Source organism: Flavobacterium succinicans, assembly GCF_001662485.1.
In the GTDB taxonomy this organism is placed as follows: domain Bacteria; phylum Bacteroidota; class Bacteroidia; order Flavobacteriales; family Flavobacteriaceae; genus Flavobacterium; species Flavobacterium succinicans_A.
Map to the genome: position 1 here is coordinate 230,028 of NZ_JMTM01000035.1, position 24,266 is coordinate 254,293.

22 protein-coding genes are annotated in these 24,266 nt (G+C 34.1%); 11 read left to right on the forward strand and 11 right to left on the reverse strand.

The genetic code is table 11. The features are described 5' to 3' along the window. The first annotated feature begins 133 nt into the window (after positions 1-133). Positions 134-2,350 (forward strand): FUSC family protein, encoded by a 2,217-nt coding sequence (locus FLB_RS06550; protein WP_064715150.1) that lies wholly within the window; start codon positions 134-136, stop codon positions 2,348-2,350. A 55-nt stretch (positions 2,351-2,405) separates the two neighbouring features. Here the strand turns inward: FLB_RS06550 and FLB_RS06555 are convergent, their stop codons facing one another. The 3 genes from FLB_RS06555 to FLB_RS06565 form a co-directional block, all read right to left on the reverse strand. Next, positions 2,406-3,896, reverse strand: a complete 1,491-nt coding sequence (locus FLB_RS06555; RefSeq protein WP_064715151.1) for a malate:quinone oxidoreductase — start codon at positions 3,894-3,896, stop codon at positions 2,406-2,408. Positions 3,897-4,030: 134 nt separating this feature from the next. After that, positions 4,031-4,441, reverse strand: coding sequence for a Holliday junction resolvase RuvX (ruvX, locus tag FLB_RS06560; RefSeq protein WP_064715152.1), 411 nt, complete (start codon positions 4,439-4,441; stop codon positions 4,031-4,033). A 110-nt stretch (positions 4,442-4,551) separates the two neighbouring features. Continuing rightward, positions 4,552-5,163 carry a PAS domain-containing protein gene (locus FLB_RS06565; RefSeq protein ID WP_064715153.1) on the reverse strand — a complete coding sequence of 204 codons (612 nt, stop codon included), beginning with the start codon at positions 5,161-5,163 and terminating at the stop codon, positions 4,552-4,554. Positions 5,164-5,427: 264 nt separating this feature from the next. Here FLB_RS06565 and FLB_RS06570 point away from each other — a divergent pair, with 264 nt between their 5' ends. Next, entirely contained in the window at positions 5,428-6,243 is an 816-nt protein-coding gene (locus tag FLB_RS06570) for a 2,3,4,5-tetrahydropyridine-2,6-dicarboxylate N-succinyltransferase (protein ID WP_064715154.1), read from the forward strand. Positions 6,244-6,294: 51 nt separating this feature from the next. Further along, positions 6,295-7,410 carry a glycosyltransferase family 4 protein gene (locus FLB_RS06575; RefSeq protein ID WP_064715155.1) on the forward strand — a complete coding sequence of 372 codons (1,116 nt, stop codon included), beginning with the start codon at positions 6,295-6,297 and terminating at the stop codon, positions 7,408-7,410. On the opposite strand, the gene FLB_RS06580 is transcribed toward FLB_RS06575, so the two are convergent. From FLB_RS06580 to FLB_RS06605, 6 genes are all read right to left on the reverse strand, one after another. Next, the gene (locus FLB_RS06580; protein WP_064715156.1) at positions 7,392-8,141 is read right to left on the reverse strand and encodes a glycosyltransferase family 2 protein; all 750 of its coding nucleotides are present in this window, start codon (positions 8,139-8,141) and stop codon (positions 7,392-7,394) included. The two genes, FLB_RS06575 and FLB_RS06580, sit on opposite strands and share 19 nt — an antisense overlap. Beyond that, a complete protein-coding gene (locus FLB_RS06585; RefSeq protein WP_064715157.1) occupies positions 8,141-8,917 on the reverse strand; it encodes a polysaccharide deacetylase family protein in 777 nt (258 codons plus the stop codon). The genes FLB_RS06580 and FLB_RS06585 overlap by 1 nt, the downstream gene beginning before the upstream one ends. Continuing rightward, on the reverse strand, positions 8,917-9,852 hold the full coding sequence (locus FLB_RS06590; protein ID WP_064715158.1) for a glycosyltransferase family 2 protein: 936 nt from the start codon (positions 9,850-9,852) through the stop codon (positions 8,917-8,919). Before FLB_RS06590 ends, FLB_RS06585 begins: the two co-directional genes overlap by 1 nt. Continuing rightward, positions 9,852-10,919: a glycosyltransferase family 87 protein gene (locus tag FLB_RS06595; protein WP_231891054.1), complete on the reverse strand. Its 1,068-nt coding sequence runs from the start codon at positions 10,917-10,919 to the stop codon at positions 9,852-9,854. The genes FLB_RS06590 and FLB_RS06595 overlap by 1 nt, the downstream gene beginning before the upstream one ends. 107 nt (positions 10,920-11,026) lie before the next feature. Then, positions 11,027-11,782, reverse strand: coding sequence for a lipopolysaccharide kinase InaA family protein (locus tag FLB_RS06600; protein WP_064715160.1), 756 nt, complete (start codon positions 11,780-11,782; stop codon positions 11,027-11,029). 91 nt (positions 11,783-11,873) lie between these two features. After that, positions 11,874-12,752 (reverse strand): hypothetical protein, encoded by an 879-nt coding sequence (locus FLB_RS06605; protein ID WP_064715161.1) that lies wholly within the window; start codon positions 12,750-12,752, stop codon positions 11,874-11,876. Between the two features lie 53 nt (positions 12,753-12,805). Between FLB_RS06605 and glf the strand changes: the two genes are divergently transcribed. After that, complete coding sequence (glf, locus tag FLB_RS06610; protein ID WP_064715162.1) at positions 12,806-13,918, forward strand: UDP-galactopyranose mutase; 1,113 nt, start codon at positions 12,806-12,808, stop codon at positions 13,916-13,918. After that, entirely contained in the window at positions 13,911-14,675 is a 765-nt protein-coding gene (locus FLB_RS06615) for a DUF4422 domain-containing protein (RefSeq protein ID WP_064715163.1), read from the forward strand. Before glf ends, FLB_RS06615 begins: the two co-directional genes overlap by 8 nt. A 121-nt stretch (positions 14,676-14,796) precedes the next feature. On the opposite strand, the gene FLB_RS06620 is transcribed toward FLB_RS06615, so the two are convergent. Both FLB_RS06620 and rocD read right to left on the reverse strand, forming a co-directional pair. Beyond that, positions 14,797-15,753 carry an arginase gene (locus FLB_RS06620; protein ID WP_064715164.1) on the reverse strand — a complete coding sequence of 319 codons (957 nt, stop codon included), beginning with the start codon at positions 15,751-15,753 and terminating at the stop codon, positions 14,797-14,799. Positions 15,754-15,761: 8 nt separating this feature from the next. Then, a complete protein-coding gene (gene rocD / locus FLB_RS06625; RefSeq protein ID WP_064715165.1) occupies positions 15,762-17,045 on the reverse strand; it encodes an ornithine--oxo-acid transaminase in 1,284 nt (427 codons plus the stop codon). A 243-nt stretch (positions 17,046-17,288) separates the two neighbouring features. Between rocD and FLB_RS06630 the strand changes: the two genes are divergently transcribed. The 6 genes from FLB_RS06630 to FLB_RS06655 all read left to right on the forward strand — a co-directional run bounded on the left by FLB_RS06630 (position 17,289) and on the right by FLB_RS06655 (position 24,040). Further along, complete coding sequence (locus FLB_RS06630) at positions 17,289-17,741, forward strand: Lrp/AsnC family transcriptional regulator (protein ID WP_064715166.1); 453 nt, start codon at positions 17,289-17,291, stop codon at positions 17,739-17,741. A 118-nt stretch (positions 17,742-17,859) separates the two neighbouring features. After that, positions 17,860-18,759, forward strand: coding sequence for a cyanophycinase (locus FLB_RS06635; protein ID WP_231891055.1), 900 nt, complete (start codon positions 17,860-17,862; stop codon positions 18,757-18,759). A gap of 1 nt (position 18,760) precedes the next feature. Beyond that, the gene (locus tag FLB_RS06640) at positions 18,761-20,965 is read left to right on the forward strand and encodes a penicillin acylase family protein (protein WP_317039020.1); all 2,205 of its coding nucleotides are present in this window, start codon (positions 18,761-18,763) and stop codon (positions 20,963-20,965) included. Between the two features lie 237 nt (positions 20,966-21,202). After that, complete coding sequence (locus FLB_RS06645; RefSeq protein ID WP_064715292.1) at positions 21,203-22,213, forward strand: M28 family metallopeptidase; 1,011 nt, start codon at positions 21,203-21,205, stop codon at positions 22,211-22,213. 261 nt (positions 22,214-22,474) lie between these two features. Continuing rightward, positions 22,475-23,254 carry a carbonic anhydrase gene (locus FLB_RS06650; protein WP_197488942.1) on the forward strand — a complete coding sequence of 260 codons (780 nt, stop codon included), beginning with the start codon at positions 22,475-22,477 and terminating at the stop codon, positions 23,252-23,254. Positions 23,255-23,257: 3 nt separating this feature from the next. After that, positions 23,258-24,040 carry a DUF2490 domain-containing protein gene (locus tag FLB_RS06655; RefSeq protein WP_064715168.1) on the forward strand — a complete coding sequence of 261 codons (783 nt, stop codon included), beginning with the start codon at positions 23,258-23,260 and terminating at the stop codon, positions 24,038-24,040. The last annotated feature ends 226 nt before the right edge of the window (positions 24,041-24,266 follow it).

Consider the following 24,266-nt stretch of genomic DNA (forward strand, 5'->3'; position numbering starts at 1 on the left):
AAATAGTAAAATTTCAACAATGCCGAATTCCTTATAGCGAATAAGTTTCGTTTTTCCTGAATAAACCAAATTCTACGCACAATTATTTACATTAGAAGCCTACAATTCATACCTTTGATTTGAAACAAGTACCATGATTGACGAGATACGAAAATTTGCCGATAGCACACATTTTACCAATGCTTTGAAAGTTACCATAGCTACAGTAACTCCAGTATTACTTTTTGCCTATTTGGGACATTTTGATGTGGGCTTCACTATTGCTCTAGGCGCTTTTTTTACCTATCCTAGCGATATTCCCAGCAGCCTAAAGCATAAAATTAACGGTTTGATTGTGGCCGCAATCCTTGTCGCTTTTGTTAATTTATTGGTGAATCTTGCTTATCCGTACGGGATTATTTTTTATCCGCTATTTGGTCTGCTCCTATTTTTGTTTTCAATGATTTCGGTGTACGGTCAAAGAGCTACGGCGGTTTCTTTTTCGTGTTTATTATCAATTTGTTTGGCGTTTGCTCATTTACATTCGGGTTGGGAAATGCTCCAGTATTGTGGGTTAATGTTGGCCGGAGGATTGTTTTATCTTTTGATCTCGTTACTTTTTTACTACCTAAACCCTTATCGATTCATTGAACTACAATTGGCTTCATGCATTGATTTAACTGCCAAATATTTGAAATTAAGAGCCGATTTATGGAAAATTGATGCTGATAAAAAAACAATTACCGAAAAACAACTGGCCTTACAAGTTGAAATTAACACCAACCACGAGAACATTCGAAAAGTACTTATTGGCAATCAATCACTTTCTTCGGATTCAGCTCAAAATCGAAAACTCTTGATTGTATTTGTTAATCTGGTTGAAATATTAGAACTCGCATTGGCGACCGCTTTCGATCATAAAACACTGCATCAAAAATTTGACACACATCCAGAACTTATAAGAAGTTATGCTACAATTGCTACTAATTTGAAAAAGACCTTAAAGCAATTGAGCAAAAATATTGAGAGCAGAACTACGTATCGTTCCAAACATTCGTTAGTCGAAGATTTGAAAAAATTTGAAGCAACTATTTTAGCCTACGAGAAAGCATTAGGCAATAATGAAGCAAAAGAAGGTGTAATTATGCTGACTACCATGTTGCATTATGCCGAAAGTCAGGTTGAAAAAATTAAAATTATAGAACGTGCATTTAATTTAAAGATAAAAGAGGTAGATGTGGTTACAAATCAAAAAGAGTTAGAAAAATTCCTAACGCCACAATACTATCCTTTATCTACCTTTATCAATAATTTAAGTTTCTCTTCTACTCTTTTTAGGCACTCACTCCGTCTATCGATTGCGCTACTCTTCGGATTTTTGATTGGTACCTTTTTGCCTTTTCAAAATGTGTATTGGATTTTACTTACCATCATCGTTATTATGCGACCTGGTTATGGGTTAACTAAAGAGCGTTCCTTTGAGCGAACTTTTGGGACTTTCCTCGGCGGCTTCATTGCTTTTGGTTGTATTTATTTTATAGACAATAATGTTGTATTGAGTTTGATGGCCATTTTATGTGTGCTTTTGGGTATGTCTTTTACTAACATTAGCTACAAAACCAGTGCCACATTTGTCACTATGTATGTCGTTTTTTTATATAGCATTCTTTCCCCAGATTTTGACAATGTTATTCAATTTAGAATTATTGATACCATGGTCGGAGCATTTTTAGCGTATACTTTTAATCATTTTGTTTGGCCATCGTGGGAATTTATAAATACGCCTAATCATATTGAAAAAGCAATTTATGCTAATAAAAAATACCTGACTGAAATTGCACTTTTTTATAACAAAAAAGGAAATGTTACCACAGTTTATAAAGTAGCCCGAAAAAATGCCTTTATAGAAATAGGCAATCTAATGGCTTCGTTTCAACGCATGAGCCAAGAACCTAAATCAAAACAGAAAAAGATTGACCAAGTGTATAAATTAGCAGTTTTGAATCACACGTTACTATCCTCCATTGCATCAATGGGAACGTACATTCAATCTCACAAAACAACGGCTGCTTCTGATGCGTTCAATCGTGTAATGGCTACCGTCTTACAAAACTTAGATGAAGCCTTACTCCTTTTGAATCCAAATTATAATGCTGAAATTAACCCTATTTCAACTTCTGAAAAAGCAAAAGGTTTTACTGAACTTATGGCAATCCGTATGAAGGAATTAACAGAAAAAAGTACTTTGGACACTACAACCAACAAAGTACAAATGCAAGAAGCACAACTCATAATCGAGCAGTTAATTTGGTTGATTAATCTCTCTGAAAATATCTTAAAAAACACCAAATTATTAATAGAAAAAGAATAAAAAAAACCCCAAATTTCTAAATGAAATATGGGGCTAAATGAACAAAATTAATCCTTTACAAATTTAAAACTTCAGCGGTATTTGCTCTCACCTCTGCTAATAACGCTGGATTTTCATTCAAAGCTTGTCCGTAAGAAGGTATCATTTTTTTGACTTTTTCTTTCCATTCAGAAGATTGCATCTCTTTTTCAAAGCATTTTCCAACCAAATCTACCATAATCGAAACTGCTGTAGAAGCACCTGGAGAAGCACCTAAAAGAACGGCCAAACTACCATCGGCAGTAGTAATCATCTCCGTTCCAAATTCTAATTTACCAATTAATTCTTCGTCTCTTTTTATAACTTGAACGCGTTGGCCTGCGCGTTCTAGCTTCCAATCTTTCGCTTTTGCATTTGGTACATATTCTCTCAAAGCATTCATTCTATCTTTTGGAGATTGACGAACTTGTTCAATTAAATATTTCGTAAGTGGAATGTTTTTATATCCCGCCACCAACATAGGTATGATGTTATTTGGTTTTATAGACAATGGCAAATCAGAATAAGAGCCATTTTTTAAGAATCGAGTCGAGAAACCTGCAAAAGGACCAAAAAGCAATGCCTTTTCTCCATCAATCATACGAGAATCAACATGAGGTACGGACATTGGTGGTGCTCCCACACTTGCTTTCCCGTATACCTTTGCTTCATGTTGCGCAATCACGTCTGGATTTGTACATTTTAACCACTGTCCACTCACTGGAAAACCGCCATATCCTTTGCCTTCTGGAACATCAGCTTTTTCTAATAAAGGTAGCGAACCTCCTCCAGCTCCAATAAAGACAAACTTTGTATAGGCCTTTACTTTTTGTCCCGATTCTAAATCAGCAATTTTTATACGCCATGATTTATCCTCACGTTGTTTCAACTTCTTTACTTCATGACCAAAATGAATCGTAACTCCATCTAAAGAAGTTAAGTAGGCTAACATCATTCTTGTTAAAGTACCAAAGTTAACATCAGTTCCTATTTTCATTGAAGTTGCAGCGACCTTCTCTCCTTCTTTTCTACCATTCATAACCAATGGCATCCATTCCTTTAATTCTGAAGGATCGGTACTAAATTTCATGTCCGCAAAAAGAGGATTAGCTTGCAAAACATTAAATCTGTTTTTCAGGAAAGCAACATTTTCATCTCCCCAAACAAAACTAATATGCGGTATACTTTTAATGAATTCTTTTGCTGAGGCCAGTTTACCTTCGTTTACAAGATAGGACCAAAACTGCCTTGAAACCTCAAACTGTTCTGCAATACTTATGGCTTTAGCAGGATTAATAGTACCATCAGGGCTTTCGGGAGTGTAATTTAATTCACAAAAAGCTGAGTGTCCTGTTCCTGCATTATTCCATGCGTCTGAGCTTTCTAATGCAGCAGCATCTAAACGTTCGAATATTTCAATCTTAAGATCAGGCTGCAATTCTTTAAGCAATAACCCTAAAGTGGCACTCATAATTCCAGCACCAATTAACACTACATCACTATTAATTCTTATGGTTGTATCTGACATTGTTGGTTGTGTTTTTTAAAAGTGCAAAAATAGTTCATAAAAACACAATAAAAAAAACAAAATTGTAAAGAGATAGTTTACAAATCCAACAATAGAAATAAAGTATGTTATAAGTTATACTAGAGCAAAAAAAATCATTTTCTATTGAGATAATCTTGTAGCATAATTGTTGCCGATATTTCGTCAATAAGTGCTTTGTTTTGGCGTTGCTTTTTGTTTAACCCGCTATCAATCATGGTCTGAAATGCCATTTTTGAAGTAAATCTTTCGTCAACTCGAATAACTTTCATTTCAGGAAAATGATTAGTAAAATGCGTTACAAACCCTTTGATTATCGAGGCACTTTGCGAAGGCTCGCCGTTCATTTGTTTGGGTTCACCAATCAAAACTGCTTCGACTTTTTCTTTGGAAAAATACGTTTTCAGGAAATCAATGGCAGTAGCAGAAGGTATAGTGGTTAATCCCGAAGCAATGATTTGTAGTTCATCGGTAACTGCTATTCCGGTGCGCTTTTGTCCGTAATCTATGGCTATAATTCTTGGCATTGGTAACTTTTTTGTGGACAAATATACGCAAAGAAATGCATTGAATTGTAGATAAAAACCGCTCCAATATCTTGAAGCGGTTTGTGTATATTGAAATTTAAAAAACTAAATTAATTCCCAAAAAATCGTCTAAAGAAACCTCTTTCATCTTCGACTTCTACTGGCGTTTCGGATTTTTGCGCCTTTTCATATTCAGTAAACAAATCATTAATATATTCTACATAAGAGCGATTTTTTTCTTCTAAAAAACCTACTAAATACTTTTCACTATATTCTACTCCACTCGCATTTTCAATTTGCAACAATTTTTTATACAATGGCTCAATATGATTTGAGATGATTTCCTGAGGAACAGCTCTTCTTCTTCCAAAATAATTGGTAATCTCTCCATTTTCATTTTTGGTAGATTCAAAATCGGTAACTACCCAATAATATCTTCCTGATTTTGCTAAATTTTTTACGACAGCATGAAAATTCACTCCTTGTTTTAGATTTTCCCACAAGACTTTGAATAGTACTTTTGGCATATCTGGGTGTCTGATAATACTATGGGGCTGTCCCATTAATTCATAATCCTCATAGCCACAAACATCTACAAAAACATCATTTGCATACTCAATGATTCCTCGATGATCTGTTTTACTCATAATGACTTGAGACTTGTCCCATGCCACCTCTTTGTCAATAATTACTGGTTGTTTAAATAATTCGTTGGTTTCCATTTGTGTTAAATTAAGTTGGTTTTGATTGCTTTTTTACTGAAAATACTTCCATAAAAAATCCAAAATTATTGATAACAAAATGTTCAAAAAATGATTTTTATCAGCTATTCATTTCTTTATTGCCTTAGAAGAAAAAAAGGGCATGGATAGATTCACTTCCTTTAATAAACAACACTCTCCATAAGATAATAAATGAGTACTATTAAATAAACTAAAGTTTGATTTAAAAAAAATCGATTTATCTTTGCCAAAAATATTTTTAACATGAAAACATTACAAACTATTATAGAAAAAGCCTGGGAAAACAGAGCTTTGTTACAAGAAACCGTTACAACCGACGCTATTAGAGCTGTAATTGAGTTGTTAGATGCTGGAAAACTTCGCGTTGCTGAACCTGTAGGCGATGGATGGCAAGTAAACGAATGGGTAAAAAAAGCCGTGGTGATGTACTTCCCTATTCAAAAAATGGAAACCTGGGATTCGGGTATTTTTGAGTACCATGATAAAATGCTCTTAAAAAGAGGCTATGCCGAAAAAGGAATTCGTGTAGTTCCTAATGCGGTAGCTCGTTATGGAGCTTATATTTCTAGTGGTGTGATTTTGATGCCAAGTTATGTAAACATTGGAGCTTATGTAGACGAAGGAACAATGGTCGATACTTGGGCTACTGTTGGAAGTTGTGCTCAAATTGGTAAAAATGTTCACCTTAGTGGTGGTGTAGGAATTGGTGGTGTTTTGGAACCTTTACAAGCGGCTCCAGTAATTATTGAAGATGGTGCATTTATTGGCTCTCGTTGTATCGTGGTTGAAGGTGTTCACGTAGGAAAAGAAGCGGTTCTTGGTGCTAACGTTTGCTTGACTGCCTCAACAAAAATTATCGATGTAACTGGTGATGAACCTGTGGAAATGAAAGGCTTTGTTCCAGCTCGTTCTGTGGTAATTCCAGGAAGTTATACTAAAAAATTTGCTGCTGGTGAATTTCAAGTTCCATGTGCATTGATCATTGGAACTCGTAAACCTTCGACCGACTTAAAAACTTCATTAAATAATGCGCTTCGTGAATATGATGTAGCGGTATAATTAAAGAACAACAAAACTGCGATACCTTTGTATTGCTCATTATTTCAATAAATGAAAATAGGATTTGAAGCAAAGCGTGTTTTTCATAACAAAACAGGATTAGGAAATTATAGCAGGGATTTAATTCGAATCCTTGCTGATTTTTTCCCAGAAAATGATTTTTTATTGTACAATCCTAAACCCAATAACGAGATACTATTTAAGAATACAAACGCAAATGTGTTTGAAAAACGACCTGCAACTTCTTTCTATCAAAAGTTTTATAATTTATGGCGACAAATAGGGATTGTGAAAGACCTAAAGAAAGATGGAATTGAATTATTTCATGGAATATCTGGAGAGATACCATGGGGACTGAGGCAAAACAACATAAAAAGCGTGGTTACTATTCATGATTTAATTTTTGTTCGATATCCCGAATTGTATTCTTTTTTTGACCGTAAAATTCATTGCTACAAGTTTAAAAAAGCAGCAAAAGATGCCGATCTTATCATAGCAATAAGTGAACAAACAAAAAGAGATATTGAACTTTTTTTAAAAATTCCTTCTGAAAAAATACAAGTAGTCTACCAAGGTTGCCAAAATGTTTTTAAGAAGGAGTATTCAGAAACAGAAAAGGAAATGGTGCGTCAAAAATTCAACCTCCCTAATGAGTTTATTCTCAACGTAGGGACACTTGAAGAACGAAAAAATGCATTAACATTAGTAAAAGCTATAAAAGACATTGACACTAAGTTAGTTTTGGTGGGAAAAAAAACTACTTACACCCAACAAATACGTCAATACATAAAAGAAAATGGTCTTGAAGGAAAAGTCATTTTTTTGAAAGGATTAAGTAGCGAAGAATTAGCTATAACTTACCAACTTGCAACCGTTTTTGTTTATCCCTCCATTTTTGAAGGTTTTGGTATTCCAATCATTGAAGCTTTATTTTCAAAAACACCTGTAATCACTACAAATTCTGGTGTTTTCCCTGAAGCTGGAGGGCCAAATTCTATGTACATTGACCCTATGAATGAACAAGAAATAAAATCCAAAATTGAATTTTTACTACAAAATGAAGTGGTTCGTAATGACATGGCTCAAAAAGGATTAGAATATGCCGCTAAGTTTAAGGATGATGTCATTGCAAAACAAATAATGGATTGCTATACTTCCTTAATTTGATCTAAATCATACAACTTAGCATATTTCAAAAAACTACCAAAAGCTGCGAACATACTCCAAACAAATCCTTGATAGCCGTTTAAAAAATTACACTGCAAAAAATAAACTCTAAAAAATTCAAATGGAAATTTGATCACTGCCTTAAACAGTGAGCCTTTTTTTCCTTTTTCAGCTAACAACTCACCACTCAATAATGAATATTTTACTTGTTTCTGAATAGCGGTAGAAACATCAAAAACAGTATAATGCAGCATTTCATTTTTCAAGTGCCCTATATTGCCTTGAATTTTTATGACTTCGTGAACTTTATCCGCTGTAAATCCTCCCTTTGTTTTATCAAATAAACGTAGTATTGGTTTTTTATTTTCACTTCCAAATTTGAAAATTTTATTCAAAAAAACATGCGTTCTTGGAATTAAATATCCAGAGTATCCCTTGGAAAAATCTAAGGATTGTATTTCATTTATTAATTCATCTGACAACACTTCATCAGCATCGAGAGATAAAACCCAATCATTTTGGGTTTGATGTAATGCAAATTGTTTTTGTTTACCAAAATCCTCGAATTGATTAAAGACAACTCTTGCTCCAAATTTTTCACAAATCATCACAGTTTCATCAGAACTTCCAGAATCTACTACCACAATTTCGTTTGCCCAATGCAATTTCTCTAGACATTGTCCAATTATTTTTGCTTCATTGTATGCTATGATAAAAACAGATATTTTCATTATTTAATAGTAGCTATAAATTGCTTAAAAGTTCCAAAAGGGTATTTTTTTGATTTTAAAAACAAAATAAAATCATCCAATCTATTTACTAAACTTTGCCCACTATTTCTAACAACATAGCCAGGAAAATTAAATTTTTCTGGTTGGTTTAGATCGGTAAATTCCCAAGGATGTAAATAGATATTCAAATAGTTATCTTTTTTATAAGTCCAGTGCGCTAATAGTTTATAAATCCACATTGGTAAATTATGAAACGATAACCAAAATAGAGGGAATCGAAAAACAGGACTTACTGATGCCGGAATTTGCAAAACACTATCTTGGTAAAAAAAAGTACGAGGCTTGTTAAAATTATTATAACGCCCAGGCAAATAGGTTGGATTTATAGAAGAATTATATACATACCCAGCTTTTTTTACTTCTTTTTCATCAACAGGATACATACGAGGCATACGAAAACCGATGACTTCAGTACCTGTTAATTCTTCTAATTTGTCTTTGGATTCTTTAAGATGTTGTATTTCAAAATCAGTGTGAAAATAATTATGTGAGGCGATTTCGTGACCTGAAGCAATAATTCTTTCAATTACTTTTGGGGCATTTATGGCAAAGGTAGCGGTTGAAAAAAAGGTAGCTTTTACTTGGTGTTTTTCCAGTACATCAAGTATCGTATTGGTACCTTTTATAGATATTGCTATTTGTTCTTCAAAAGAAATATTTCTATTGTACTCAAAAGGCATATCAAACTCTTCGATATCAAAACTTAATAAAACCATTACTTATAATTTGTTTCTTTAATTAAATAATTAGGGCGATTTTTAGATTGTATAAAAAGCTTACCTACATAGATCCCTATAATTCCCATTACAATCAAATTTAGTCCTCCAAAGAAAACGACTGTGCTAATCAATGAAGCCCAACCCGAAATAACATGACCATAAACCAAACTATAAATCACATATCCTATATAAAGCATAAATGCTAAAAAAGAAACTCCTAAACCAAGGTAAATTGCAATATACAAAGGACGTATACTGAAGGATGTGATGCCTTGAATGGCAAATCGCATCATTTTTTTGATGGTATATTTGCTTTCGCCTGAGAATCGCTCTTCAGGCTTGTAATCGATACCAAATTGTTTAAAACCTAACCAATTCACTAATCCCCTTATAAACAGCTCGTTTTCAGAGAAATCAGAAAAAACTTTTACCACTTTCTCATCCATTAACCTAAAATCCGCAGTGCCAGGTTCAAATTGCATATCAGAAAGATAATTCATTAACCTATAAAATGCTTTGGATGATTTTTTCTTAAAGAAAGTTAGTTTCTTATCCTCTTGTCTTCTTGTGTACACTACATCATAGCCTTCTTCCCACTTCTTTAACAATTCAGGAATAAGTTCTGGAGGATGCTGCATGTCACCATCCATAGTAATAACCGCATTAGCTTTTGCTACATCGACACCCGCTTTTAAAGCATTTTGGTGTCCAAAATTTCGTGACAACTCGATAAAAAACAATCTGGCATCTTTTGCTGCCAATTGCTTTAGTCTTTCTAGCGTTTTATCACTACTACCATCATCTACAAAAATCAGATCATACTCATAATTCAAAGTAGAAAAAACAGCATGCAGGGCAGTTACAATTACTTCAATATTTCCTTCTTCATTGTGAGAAGGAATCACAACTGCTATTTTTTTAGGAGTATACATTATTTCAGTTCAATTAAATTTGCATTTACGTCTTTCAAAGTCATCATTTCATAAACAATTTTTAACCAAACTAGCACACAAGGCAATGCTTTAAGAGCATAAGGTTCTATAAAATTATTTTGTAAATACTTAGGCATCAAATCTGTTGGAGATAAACTTGTTACTACTATTGCAAATATAAACAAAACCCAGTTTGCGATAGAAATTGGGCTTTCCTGAATCACAAACCAAATCGCTACTCCTAAAAAAGCAATAATATAAGTAGGTGATTCTGATCCGGAACTAAAAATCACTGTGAAAATTAAAACAGAAGCTAATAATAATAATTTAAATTTTTCGTTGCTATATAATTTAAATCGTAAATAAGGTAATCCAAATAACAGTATCCCAACCGCTAAAAAAGGAAGATTTGATAAATTAGGCATTTGCAATACTCTTCTAAATATACCCATTACCGAAATATCTTGCATGGAGTTTAGAGAGGTATTCTCTGCATTTTTTACGATTAATCGCTCAAACCATTCTTGATAACTGTTTAAAATAAACTCTGGCGAGGAAATAAACATAGGTAAAACAAACAAGATCACTGACCAGATAACTAGCGAGCCTAGGAATTTTGGCTTATTCTTTGAAAAAAAGAAAAAAGCAAGACCAACCACACCATACAACTTAATAAAAGTCCCTAAAACAATACAAAAAGCTGCCCAAAAATCTTTCCCTGTAACAATACAGACATAGGAAAAAATGATTATTGCAGTCATTACAGGATTGAACTGAAAACCTAAATTGGCGGTCACAAACTCATTGACACCGATCCAAAGTATAAGATTTATTTTATTGGATTGCAGCGGTAATTTTGATATAGCCCATACTAAAAGCGCAGCATTAAAAACATTCCAAAAAATTACTCCCAACCAATCAGGCATAAGGGCAAATGGTGCTATAAACAAACTAAAAACAGGACCATAATGATTATGATCAAAATATTCGGTTGGATATTCTTTATAGAGGGATGTTTGCTGTATTGTATGCCAAAAAACATTCTTAAAAATCAAATAATTATTCAATCTATGAAAACTGAATTGCTTAATGGCCGAAATTATTGCAATGACTATCCAAATAATAGCAATGTATTTTTTATTCGTAAAAAAAGAACTTTTAAAAATCTTTATCATTAAAATTTTAACTTTTGCTTTATCCTTTGTCGTTTTTTATATTTCTCTTGAAATCGAGAAGTATAGTACCACATTTTTTCAAAAACTTCTTCTTTTGATTTACCATACCACTTAGCATATTCCTCACTAATCACTTCAACTTGATCTTGTCGGGCTGTGATTCTACGCAAATTTTTCATACGGGTTTCAAAGTCCATGTTATCATGAAACTTCATTCGGTTTAAATCAACTAGATAAAAGTTAAATTGGCCACTCGCTATTTTTTTAATTAGTGTATTTCCAGGGGAATGATCCAAAAATTCAATTCCTTTTTCATGGAGATTAAAAGTGAATTTTGCAAATTGCCTTAAAATATTTTCGCGTTCAAAATAATTTGAAATTTCAACAATCTCCCTGTAAGTCAAATCAACATTTAGATGTTCGCTCACATAATAACTATCTTTTAATCCAAAAAGAGAAAAGTTTTCAAAAAAAGCAATTGGTTGTGGAGTTCCTATCCCTTTTTCTAATAAAATTCTAGCATATTCAAAAGATCGCTTAGCCTTTGACTTTCTAAAATACTTATAAGCCACTTTATTAAATACATTCGGAATTTTAAATGATTTTATGTTAATCGTTTTACCATTTAAATCAAATAATTTGATCTTGTTTCGATCTCCATTTCCAAAAAGTTCACCTGTAGAACTAAATTTTTTGACTTTGTCAAGTATTGACTCAGTACTATTTTCAAAAATTGGATTTATTTTAAAATTCATCAGATTTTTTTTTAAAAGCAACAAAAATACACATAGAATTTAGGACTTAAAGTTAAGATTCATTCTTCACCTACTTTCATTTATGGCATGATTACTTTATCGTTTTTTTCAATAAGTATTTCAACCATTGCAGAAAATTTTCATAATTAATATACCATTTTGATACACCCAGTCTTTTTTCTTTTTCAATAATCTCTTTGATTTGAGGAATACTTTTATTGGGGAAAAAATTCAGTTTCTTGGATTTTTTAGGATTCAGATAATAAAAATCCTTGAAATCGTTATAATTATTTTCATCTACAGCTAGCCATTTGCTCAGAAATCCTTTATCTATTTCTTGATTATGTCCCCAATTATCGAGTTTGAAACGCAATTCTTCCTCTGTTCTTGCCAAGGATTCGTGTAAAACAATACTATCCGTATAAATTTTACGTCCTTTAATTCTTCGTCCGCCTTTGTAATTAGGGAAATTAGTAGCAAAAATAGCGTTCATGGGCTTATCTACATACAAAATACCATTAGCGGTATATTTATATAGCATTACCCAAAAAGCACATACTTGTATCGGATTCTTTTCTGGATGTATTAAAAATGAATCATAACGTCTCAGATTTGCAACAAATTTTTTAAAATCAACGAAATATTCATCACAATCTACCTGAACAATCCAATTCCCGATACCCATTTTTTCGGCAAGCATTTTTCTTTCTCTGATTTCACATTGCATTGTAGTTAATTCAGGAACATAAAAATCATCTTCATAAATGACTACTTTATTATCAACATCAAAAGCCTTAATCCACTCAAAAAAGGAATCATCAATGCTAAAACTTCCGCCATTCCAGGTATTTCTATTTTTATCAATAGCGATAAAAATTTGATCAGACTCAATGTATACTGTAGGAAGTGAGGTTTTTAACAATTCATAATCATACGAAACTAAGTAGCCCGTCTGTATTTTCCCCGCCATATTTACCAATTTAAAAATGGCGCAATTTAGGAATAATTATCTAATTTTGTGCCATGAAAAAAGAATATGATTATCTAATAGTAGGCTCAGGTCTCTTTGGCAGCGTGTTTGCTCATGAAGCTTATAAAGCTGGAAAAAAATGCTTGGTTATTGACAAGAGAAATCATTTAGGGGGTAACGTTTACTGTGAAAAGATTGGAGACATTAACGTTCATAAATATGGAGCTCATATCTTTCATACGAATGATAAAAATTTATGGAACTATGTCAATCAATTTGTAGAATTCAATAATTATATCAATGCACCACTAGCCTTTACCAAAGGAAAACTGTACAACCTACCCTTCAATATGAATACTTTTTATCAATTGTGGGGCACCAAAACTCCAGCTGAAGCTCAAGCAAAAATTGATGACCAAATCAAAACCTATGGCGTACAAGAACCTAAAAATCTAGAAGAACAAGCTTTGTCATTGATTGGAAAAGACATTTATGAAAACTTCATAAAGGAATATACCGAAAAACAATGGGGACGAAAAGCATCAGAACTACCGGCTTTCATCATTAAAAGACTACCTGTTCGATTTACTTTTGACAATAACTATTTTAACGACAAATATCAAGGGATTCCGATTGGTGGGTATAACAAATTGATTGATGGCCTACTGAAAGGGATTGAATGCAAAACCGATGTTGATTATTTTAAGGAAAAAGAATATTACGACAACCTAGCCTCTAAAATTGTTTATACTGGAAAAATAGATGAGTATTTTGATTTTCGATTAGGAGTTTTGGAATACCGATCCTTACGTTTTGAAAATGAGACTTTAGATCTTAAAAATTTTCAAGGCAATGCCGTTGTAAATTATAATGATGCTAGTTATGATTATACTCGTATTATAGAACACAAACATTTTGAATTTGGTAATCAGTCTCAAACGGTAATTACAAAAGAATATCCCCAGGAATGGGATCGTAAAAACGAGCCTTTTTACCCAATTAATGACCATCACAATCAATCCCTATTTGAGGAATATAAAAGACTTTCTCTTCAAGAAAAAAATGTTATATTCGGAGGAAGGTTAGCTGAATACAGGTATTATGACATGCATCAAGTAATTGCGTCCGCTTTACATAAATCCAAAATAGAACTTCAGAATGACTAAAATATTTATTGTTACACACGAAAAAAGCCCAATATTAGCAAATGATATTCTCGTACCTATTCAGGTTGGAAACAGGGCTAATATAGAAACTAACATTCTAAGGGATGACACTTTTGATACAATCTCTAAAAAAAACAATACTTTTTGCGAATTGACTGCAGCCTATTGGATTTGGAAAAATTATAATGATGCAGACATTGTGGGGATTTGCCATTATAGGAGATATTTCAACTTCTTTAATCCAATTTACAACCTAAAGCCTTCTGCTCAAAAAAAAATAAGTGTTTCGAAATTTAAGCAGACTAAAGCATTTAAAAGTTCATCCAGTATTTTAGATAAAAAAATTACTTCTATACTCAGTACTCATGATATCATATTAGTTAGGCCTTATGAGTTCAAAAAAGGCTCCTTAAGTCAAAATTACTGTGATGAGCATAGGCATGAGGACTGGGAGTTGACAAAAAAAATAATTAAAGAGAAATATCCACAGTATACTGAAAGTATCAAATTGTTTTTAGACGAAGGAACCAAATTTCATATTGGCAATATGCTAATTTGCACAAAGAAATTATTTGATGATTATCATGAATGGCTATTTTCTATCCTTTTCGAACTTGAATCTAAAGTCACCATACCAGACGATCCATATCAAGCTAGGCTATTTGGATTTATATCCGAAAGACTAATTAACTTATATGTATACCACAATAGTCTAAAAATAAAAGGCATCCCATCTTATAAAATTATTGATCTTTAACTTTCTGTATTTTTTCAAGGGTGAAGTATCGAAATAATTCAAAAACCAATCAACAAAAAAAAAGGCTTAGAATCAAAATTTCTTAAGCCTTTGTTTAGTAAAAATTGAAAAAAAAATTTAACTATTCAATAGGTAAAACTAAAGTTGAAGTTATTGCCTCTAATACTTCAAAAGCAGTTTCTGCCATTTTATTGCCTTTGGTATCCAATAATGGATTAACTTCTACGACTTCAATACATACTACTTTTTTGGTTTTGATAATTTGATCTATTATAGCGATTATCTCGTACTGATCAAATCCTCTTGATACCGGAGTTCCAGTCCCAAAGGATATCAAATCACAATCCATAGCATCTACATCAAAAGAAATATAAAGCACTTCGCAATGTGACAAATGCACTAAAGCCTCTGCAACACACTTTTCTAATCCTCTATAACGTACTTCGTCTACTTTATAATTACGAATAGACAAACGTAGCATTTGCTGATCTTCAGCTTCTTCGGTATCACGAACCCCGAAATAAACCAAATTCTCTGGCTTTATTTTTGGTCCTTTATAACCAATTTGCTTCATTTCTTCCCAATACTTTTGAGTAGCTAAATCCACAGCATTTGTTTTGGCTTCTAAATTATCATTAGCCAATGCGGCAGCCAAAGGCATACCATGAATATTTCCTGAGGGTGAAGTATAAGGTGAATGCAAATCTGCATGCGCATCAATCCAAATTACTCCCACATTCTGTTCCGGAAATGCCGCTTTTATTCCGCTAATAGTTCCTAAAGCCGAGGAATGATCTCCAGAAAGTACGATGGGGAAATAATCTTTTACATTTTTCTGAACTGCATTACTGACACGAACACATTGTTCTACCACATGTTCAATTCGCTTGGCAACAGTACTCCTATTTTTATCGTAAATCGATTCATTATGCGTTTTGATATCCTCAAAAGGAAACTGATTAAAGTAATCACTTCCTTGATTGATTGCTGCAATTTCTATAGCATCGATACCCATATCTGAACCACGTGTACCAGCTCCAATATCGGATCTGTTTTTAATTAATTTAATAGGCTTCATACATCCTTCTAGATAAAGTCATTTAACGCTTTTTCAATAATCGCTAAACATTCTTGAATTTGTCCTTCAGTAATTACTAATGGTGGAGCAAAACGAATTTTATTACCGTGAGTTGGTTTGGCCAACAAACCATAATCTCTAAATCGCAAACAAATATCCCAAGCCAAATCAGAATTTTCATCGCTATTAATCACTATTGCATTTAGCAATCCTTTTCCTCTAACCAAAGTTATCAAAGGATTTTTGGCAGCAATATCATTCAATCCTTGTCTTAAAATTTTTCCTAAACGATCTGCATTAGCAGCCAAATTTTCATCTTTTATTACCTCCAAAGCTGCGATAGCCACAGCAGCTGCAACAGGATTACCACCAAAAGTAGAACCATGTTGCCCAGGTTTGATCACATTCATAATCTCATTATTGGCTAAAACTGCCGAAACTGGATATACTCCACCTGAAATAGCTTTCCCAAGAATCAGAATATCTGGTTTTACTTCTGGTGTCTTTTCACAACCTTTTTCACAAGAACAATTTCCGCAAGTAGCTAATAAACGGCCTGTACGAGCGATTCCTGTTTGTACCTCATCGGCAATAAAAAGTGCATTATGTGCTTCACAAAGCGCTTTAGCTTTGGCCAAATATCCTTCGGATGGAACATACACTCCAGCTTCACCTTGAATAGGTTCAACTAAAAAACCAGCAATATTAGAAGTTGATTGCAATGCTTTTTCTAATGCTTCGATATCATCATACGGAATTCTGATAAAACCTTCGGTGAATGGACCAAAACTTTTACGTGCTCCTTCATCATTAGAAAAAGAAATAATGGTTGTGGTTCTACCGTGGAAATTATTTTCGCAAACAATTACTTGTGCTTGATTTTCTGGAATACCTTTCACTTCATATGCCCATTTACGGCATAATTTTAAAGCAGTTTCTACCGCTTCTGCCCCAGTATTCATTGGTAATACTTTATCGAAGCCGAAATAATCTGTAATATATTCTTCGAATACGCCTAATTTATCATTATGAAAAGCACGAGAAGTTAAGGTCAATTTTTGGGCTTGTTCTACCATGGCGCCAACAATTTTTGGATGACAGTGTCCTTGATTCACGGCTGAATAAGCCGAAAGAAAATCAAAGTATTTTTTCCCATCAACATCCCAAACATAAACCCCTTCCCCTCGTTCTAAAACTACAGGTAACGGATGATAATTATGGGCACCGTATTGGTCTTCTTTTGCAATCAAAACTTCGGATTTTGAAGAGAGAATTTGTTCTGAATGTATCATTTTATTGCATTTAATTTATACTTTAAAAACAAAAGTAGCATAATTAAATCAAAAAATATTTAAAAAAGTAAATTTTGACTCTATTTTTTATTCAAAAAAATATTTTTTAGCTTTATTTGTATCTTTTCAAGTCATTTTGTTATTTTTAAAACCGAATCAAAGCTTTAATTTTGAAATGAAATAAAAATAATTACTTTTATAAATGAAATAAAAAGTGATTTTAACTTAAAAATACATTTAAAAATGGAAGTATTAGACGAATTTGACATCAACATTATTAAGGAATTGGAGAAAGATGGCAGAATGGCTTTTTCTGCTATTGCCACTAGTCTCAAAATTTCGAATACCATGGTGCATCAACGAATCAACCGATTAATTGACCAAGGTGTAATTACTGGAATTAAACCTGTAATTAACGAGAAAAAAATTGGCTATGATTGGGGTGCTTTTACTGGTATCACTTTAAATAAAGATGCCGATTCAAAAAGAGTAATTGACGAATTGAAAGAAATTCCAGAAATAACCGAATGCTATTTCATCACAGGGTCATACACCTTATATATCAAAATGATTGCAAAAGATCATGAGCACATGAGAAAGCTACTCTACGAAAAAATAGATAACATTCCCGGTATTGCCAAAACCGATTCTATTATCGAATTAGGCTGTGCTTTTAAAAGAAATGTCACTTTTTAAACCACTAAATATGTTCCCCGATTTTCTAACCAACCACCAATCCAATACAATTTCTAACTTGTTCTGTATAGTATTGACTACAATGTAAAGATGACACACATTCTATTCAAAAAAAATCATGAGTAAACCATTACTAACTGTTAAAACAAGTCCTATTATGCCGTTTTCAAAAACTACTATATCAAAATTTTCCGTTTTTGTGATTCTTTTTTTAACCATTAGCTGTGTGACGCATGCTCAAAAAAACAAAGGAAAATTATTCATCATTGGTGGCGGAAAACGCTCTGATGTATTGATGAATCAGATGCTAAAAGTAGCTGATTTAAAAACCAAAGATTTTATTGTAGTACTTCCAATGTCGAGTGAAGAACCTGATAGTGCCTATATTTATTTCAAAAAACAGTTAAGTAAACTTACTCCTCACCCTATCGTGATGCTCAATTTTGACAAAACTACAGGTCAAAATAAAGTCCTTACGGATTCGTTACAAAAAGCCAAACTCATATTCATCAGCGGTGGCGACCAAACCCGATTTATGGGAGTCGTTCGCGGAACTCCTATTTATGATGCCATTCACAAAGCGCATCAAAACGGAAGCACAATTGCTGGAACCAGTGCTGGCGCAGCAGTTATGTGTGAAAATATGATTACGGGGAACCAAAAATTAGAAACAAAATACACCGAGACCTTTGACAATATCCGTTATGATAATCTTGAAATCAATTCTGGTTTGGGATTAGTTAAAAACGTCATTATTGACCAGCATTTTCTAAAAAGAAGTCGTTACAATCGCTTACTGACAGGCCTAGTCGATTTTCCAAATCACATTGGAATTGGCATTGACGAAAGTACCGCGATTGTCGTGAGAGATAAAAACATAGAAATCGTGGGCGAAAGCGAAGTCATCGTGGTCAAAAATCCTAAAGAAATCAAGAAAGCACCCAAGAATCATCTCGTTAGCATCAAATCTTTAGAAATGAGCGTTTTGATTGAAGGCCAAAAATTTAATATCCAATAAAATGAAGACACAACACTATTATTGGGCGATTGTTTGGATGCTAGTATTGAATCCATTTTCTTCGATTTGGGCACAACAATTAACGGCTTCGGAAGTAAAACGAATGGAGCAACAAGCCAAACAAGTCACTATCATCAGAGACAATTGGGGCATTGCTCACGTCTACGGAAAGACTGATGCTGATGCTGTTTTTGGGATGTTGTACGCGCAATGCGAAGACGACTTTAAACGTGTCGAAATGAACTATATTGATAAGTTAGGACGCTTGGCCGAAGTAAAAGGCGCTAGCGTTTTGTACAACGATTTAGAAACCCGTTTACTTATTGACGCTGAAGAAGCCAAAGCCGATTACAAAAAAGCGGCACCTTGGCTCAAAAAATTAATGAACAGTTATGCCGATGCCATCAACTATTACTTGTACAAACATCCTGAGATAAAACCATTATTACTGACGCGTTTTGAACCTTGGTTTCCTTTGCTTTGGACCGACGGCAGTATTGGCGCGATTAGCACCGCCGATTTAAGCACGGGCGAACTGAAAGCTTTTTACTCTGGCAACAACGACAAAGTTGCTTACATTGAAAGAGACGTAAATGTACAAACAGGCTCTAATGGATTTGCTATTGCACCTTCAAAATCGGTAACGGGCAATGCACTTTTGTACATCAATCCACACACAACTTTTTATTTCAGACCCGAAATCCAAATCAGTAGCCAAGAAGGATTAAATGCATACGGAGCCGTGACTTGGGGACAATTTTTTATTTACCAAGGTTTTAATGAAAACTGTGGCTGGATGCATACGTCTTCGAATGTAGATGTAGCCGATATGTATGCAGAAAAAATAGTTGAGCAAAAAGGTAAACTATTTTATGAATACGATGGAAAATTATTGCCAGTAAAAGAAAAAAACATCGTTCTAAAGTATTTGGATAAAGAACAAATGGCCTCCAAAACCATCAAAACGTATTTTACGATTCATGGTCCAATTATGGCTAAACGAGACGGAAAATGGATTAGTTTGAAATCCAAAAACCGCAATATGGAAAGTTTGGTGCAAAGTTGGGTGAGAACCAAATCAAAGGATTTCAAGGATTACCAAAAAGCGATGGCTTTAAAAGCCAATACGTCTAACAATACTGTGTACGCCGACAACAAAGGCAACATTGCCTACTGGCACGGGAACTTTATTCCGGTGCGCGACAAAAGTCTCAATTGGGCAAAAGTAGTCGATGGAACCACCTCCAAAACCCAATGGAAAGGTTTGCATCCTGTATCCGAAACCGTGCATTTGTACAATCCAAGTAACGGTTGGTTACAAAATTGCAACTCTACGCCCTATTCTGTAGCAGGCAATAATAGCCCAAAAGAATCCAACTATTTGCCTTATATGGCACCTGATGGCGAAAATTTTAGAGGAATCAATGCCGTTCGTATTTTCAGTCAAAACAAAAAATACACGCTAGACGATTTAATTAAGGATGGTTACGACACCAAACTTTCGGCTTTTGAAGTGTTACTTCCAGCTTTGATTGCTAATTTTCAAAAAGACGCGCAAACTCAAGAACCCAAATTCAAAGATTTGGAAGCTCCTATTCAAGTGTTGAAAAATTGGAATTATTACTCCAATGTAAATTCTGTAGCGACTACCTTGGCCAATGAATGGGCTTTCAAATTGAATCCAATTTTACAAAAAGTCTACATTGACGAAGGTGAAAAAGACCAAGTAGAGAATATGACCGAATTTGCCAAAACTGCTGGCATTGATGATATGCTACCACAATTGCGAGAAGTTATACAAGAACTGCGAACTAAATTTGGGAAATGGGAAATTCCGTGGGGCGACATCAACCGTTTTCAACGTCCTTCTGGAGACATAGACTTAACGTATGACGACAACCAAGAAAGTTTAGCAATGGGTACCGCTTCTGTATTGTGGGGAAGCTTGCCTGCTTTCAAAAGTTCGTACCAAAACAACAGCAAAAAACGCTATGGTTACAACGGCAACAGCTTTATTTGTGCAGTTGAATTTGGTACAAAGATAAAAGCCAAGTCTTTATTGGCAGGAGGAAATTCAGGAGACCCTAACTCGAAACACTTTTTTGACCAAGCCAAAATGTATCAAAACGCTCAATTCAAAGACGTTTTATTTTACAAAGAAGACGTCCAAAAAAATGCTGAGAAAACCTATCATCCTGGTGAGTAACATGATTTTGTACAATTTTCGCTTAAACGCTTCCTTTGAAAACAAGTAACTAATTATAGTAAAAAAACAATCAATATTCTGTTTTACAAAGAAATACACTATTATTTTTTAATTATAATTATAGATATTTGCTAATAATGACAAGTAGTAATATATCATCTATTACATACTTTACGCGTTATATTCCGTAAGTATGCTATCTAGAAAATACATAAATTAAATCAACAAAACACAATGATTAAAAAAGTCCTACTATTATCGGTACTTATAGGAATTTCATGTACCGCACAAAACAAAACCAAAGCAGCTCCCATACAAAAATACCTGGCTACCATTACCCAAGCCGACCTCAAAAAACACCTGACTATCGTAGCTTCCGACGAAATGGAAGGACGCGACACAGGAACCGAAGGTCAAAAAAAAGCCGGTCGCTATCTCATCGAACAATACAAAAAAAACGGCATTTCCTTTCCCGATGGCGCCACCGACTATTACCAAAAAGTACCCGCCGAGTTCATGAACACCCGTTACGGATCAAAACTCAATGACTCCGAAAACATTTGGGCTTTCATTAAAGGAACTGAAAAACCAGACGAAATTTTGGTTATTTCTGCCCATTACGACCATGTAGGCGTTGAAAATGGTGACGTATACAACGGCGCCGACGACGATGGCTCAGGAACCGTGGCACTTTTAGAAATCGCACAAGCCTTTCAACTGGCAAAAAAACAAGGTCACGGGCCAAAACGTTCCATCTTAATTTTGCATGTAACAGGTGAAGAACACGGCTTGCACGGTTCTCGTTTTTATGCCAAAAACCCATTATTTCCTTTAAAAAACACCATTGCCGACATCAATATTGATATGATTGGACGTCGCGATTTTGACCATCCCAAAACCAACAATTACGTTTATGTCATTGGTGCCGATCGATTGTCGAGTCAACTGCACGACATCACTGTGGCCGCCAACGAAAAATACACCAAATTGGATTTGGATTTCAAATACAACGACAAGAAGGACCCCAATCATTTTTATGAGCGTTCCGACCATTACAACTTCGCTAAAAATGGCATCCCATCGGTGTTTTTGTTCAATGGCGTACACGAAGACTACCATAAAAAAACCGATGAAGTCAGCAAAATCGAGTTTGATGCCCTAGCCAAAAGAACCCAATTGGCCTTTGCTATGGCTTGGGAATTGGCCAACAGACCCGAACGCCCCATAGTAGACAAACCTTTACAATAGTTGCCTTCTAAGGAGCAGAGAAAATAGGCTTCTTTGCCAGCATAGGTCCCGCCATCCGCTGTATCTTTGCTTTTCTAAAGAAAAAAAGCAAAGGATGCCGCTGCTGTCGGGGCTAAAAGGAAATATTTTTGATGATTTGAGAGATATAAATATTTAAATACTTAAACTAGGTAACAATATTATAAACACCCTAAAAACAAAAGCTTTAACGGACAAGCTGAACACCGTTTTACAAAGTAGGCAAAACAAATATTTTAAAAAATGAAAAAGATATCATTAGTAGTATTTACCCTTTTTGCTTTTCAAACACTAATTTTTGCTCAAGCAAAAAAAACAAAAAAAACAAAAAAAATTGAAACAGAGACAATAACTGACTCCCTAAAATGGAGGAAAGAACACTATGTTGTCAATCGAGATTCTGCTTATGCAGATCCTAGATTAGGACTTAAAAAGCTAATGGGAGGAAACAAGCGATTTATTGAAGGAAAAAGCATTAGACCTCGACAAGATGCTCAAACGATTAAGAAATTAGAATTTGGTCAAGCACCTTTTGCAACTATCGTCGGCTGTTCTGATAGTAGAGTACCTAACGAAATGGTTTTTGATCAAGGCTTAGGTGATTTGTTTATCATAAGAACAGCAGGCCAAGTATCAGCTGCAGCGTCATACGGAAGTATGGAATTTGCAACATTAAAACTAAAAACAAAGCTGATTGTAGTTTTAGGTCATACAGAATGTGGTGCCGTGGCAGCTGCTGTTCAAAGACAAGAAAACGTACCCGGTCATATCGTTACTTTAATCAATGAAATAAAACCCGCAGCAGCGAAAAGTTCTCATTTGTATGGTGACCCTGTAAATAATGCAGTTCGTCAAAATGTAATTGACCAAGTGAACTCATTACGCGATTTAGAGCCTATTTTACACAAAAAATATGTAGATGGAGAAATATTAATTGTTGGCGCAGTGTATGACGTTCACACTGGGAAAGTTGAATTTTTACAAGAGACACTTTTAAATCTGCCACAACCAAAAGCCAAGTAATTGATGAAAAGACATTTTTTTTACGCTGTATTTATACTGTTTGTCATAAATACAGCGTATTCTCAAAACACAAGAATATCCAACCATAACAGTATTGGTTGGTATAACTTTTTTGGTACATTCAAAGTGAACAAAAAATGGAGCATCCATACAGAATACCAATGGCGTAGAGAAAACACAGTAACTGAATGGCAACAAAGCCTTTTGCGTTTAGGTGTAAATTATCAGTTAAATCCAAAAATTCAATTAAGGGCAGGATACGCTTGGATAGAAACTTTTCCTTATGGTGAAATTCCAATAAACGGAATGGGTAAAGATTTTACGGAACATCGTGCCTTTGAAATGGTGACCATAACAGATAAAATTTCTATCGTTGATGTATCTCACCGCTTTATGCTTGAACAGCGTTGGATAGGGCGATACTCAAACGCCACTTTGACAACAGAAGATGAATTTCCATTTTTAAATCGTTTAAGATATATGTTTCGTTGCCAAATTCCACTAAAAGGCACAGAAATTAAAGACAAAACCCCTTACGTTGCAGTATATGATGAAATATTTGTGGGCTTTGGCAAAAATGTAAATGAAAATATTTTTGACCAAAATAGGTTAGGTATTCTTTTGGGCTATCGATTTAATTCTACAGTACGCATGGAAGCAGGCTACCTAAATCAAATTGTGCAGTTAGGCAGAGAAGTAAATAGCAGAAACGTATTTCAATACAATAACGGACTTATTATAAACGCAAACTTTAACATAGACCTGAGTAAAAAAAACCAAAAGTAAACAGCTCTTAATTGAGTCTTCGGCTGTAAGAATTTATGATCCGCTGTATCTTTGCTTTTTTTACAGCAAAAAAGCAAAGGATACCGCTGCTGTCGGGGCTAAAAGGAAACATTTTTGATGATTTGTAAGAAAAAATTATATTTTTGAACAATCATAAAGCAAGTCTACTACGTTCGGTGTGGATAGACTAAAATTGACAATCACTTGTATAACAACATCAGCAAGA

Bases quoted from the DNA above. Each gene is read 5' to 3' on its own strand.
- FLB_RS06550 (WP_064715150.1), top strand. From the start codon at position 134: ATGATTGACGAGATACGAAAATTTGCCGATAGCACACATTTTACCAAT.
- FLB_RS06555 (WP_064715151.1), bottom strand. From the start codon at position 3,896: ATGTCAGATACAACCATAAGAATTAATAGTGATGTAGTGTTAATTGGT.
- ruvX (WP_064715152.1), bottom strand. From the start codon at position 4,441: ATGCCAAGAATTATAGCCATAGATTACGGACAAAAGCGCACCGGAATA.
- FLB_RS06565 (WP_064715153.1), bottom strand. From the start codon at position 5,163: ATGGAAACCAACGAATTATTTAAACAACCAGTAATTATTGACAAAGAG.
- FLB_RS06570 (WP_064715154.1), top strand. From the start codon at position 5,428: ATGAAAACATTACAAACTATTATAGAAAAAGCCTGGGAAAACAGAGCT.
- FLB_RS06575 (WP_064715155.1), top strand. From the start codon at position 6,295: ATGAAAATAGGATTTGAAGCAAAGCGTGTTTTTCATAACAAAACAGGA.
- FLB_RS06580 (WP_064715156.1), bottom strand. From the start codon at position 8,141: ATGAAAATATCTGTTTTTATCATAGCATACAATGAAGCAAAAATAATT.
- FLB_RS06585 (WP_064715157.1), bottom strand. From the start codon at position 8,917: ATGGTTTTATTAAGTTTTGATATCGAAGAGTTTGATATGCCTTTTGAG.
- FLB_RS06590 (WP_064715158.1), bottom strand. From the start codon at position 9,852: ATGTATACTCCTAAAAAAATAGCAGTTGTGATTCCTTCTCACAATGAA.
- FLB_RS06600 (WP_064715160.1), bottom strand. From the start codon at position 11,782: ATGAATTTTAAAATAAATCCAATTTTTGAAAATAGTACTGAGTCAATA.
- FLB_RS06605 (WP_064715161.1), bottom strand. From the start codon at position 12,752: ATGGCGGGGAAAATACAGACGGGCTACTTAGTTTCGTATGATTATGAA.
- glf (WP_064715162.1), top strand. From the start codon at position 12,806: ATGAAAAAAGAATATGATTATCTAATAGTAGGCTCAGGTCTCTTTGGC.
- FLB_RS06615 (WP_064715163.1), top strand. From the start codon at position 13,911: ATGACTAAAATATTTATTGTTACACACGAAAAAAGCCCAATATTAGCA.
- FLB_RS06620 (WP_064715164.1), bottom strand. From the start codon at position 15,753: ATGAAGCCTATTAAATTAATTAAAAACAGATCCGATATTGGAGCTGGT.
- rocD (WP_064715165.1), bottom strand. From the start codon at position 17,045: ATGATACATTCAGAACAAATTCTCTCTTCAAAATCCGAAGTTTTGATT.
- FLB_RS06630 (WP_064715166.1), top strand. From the start codon at position 17,289: ATGGAAGTATTAGACGAATTTGACATCAACATTATTAAGGAATTGGAG.
- FLB_RS06635 (WP_231891055.1), top strand. From the start codon at position 17,860: ATGAGTAAACCATTACTAACTGTTAAAACAAGTCCTATTATGCCGTTT.
- FLB_RS06640 (WP_317039020.1), top strand. From the start codon at position 18,761: ATGAAGACACAACACTATTATTGGGCGATTGTTTGGATGCTAGTATTG.
- FLB_RS06650 (WP_197488942.1), top strand. From the start codon at position 22,475: ATGAAAAAGATATCATTAGTAGTATTTACCCTTTTTGCTTTTCAAACA.
- FLB_RS06655 (WP_064715168.1), top strand. From the start codon at position 23,258: ATGAAAAGACATTTTTTTTACGCTGTATTTATACTGTTTGTCATAAAT.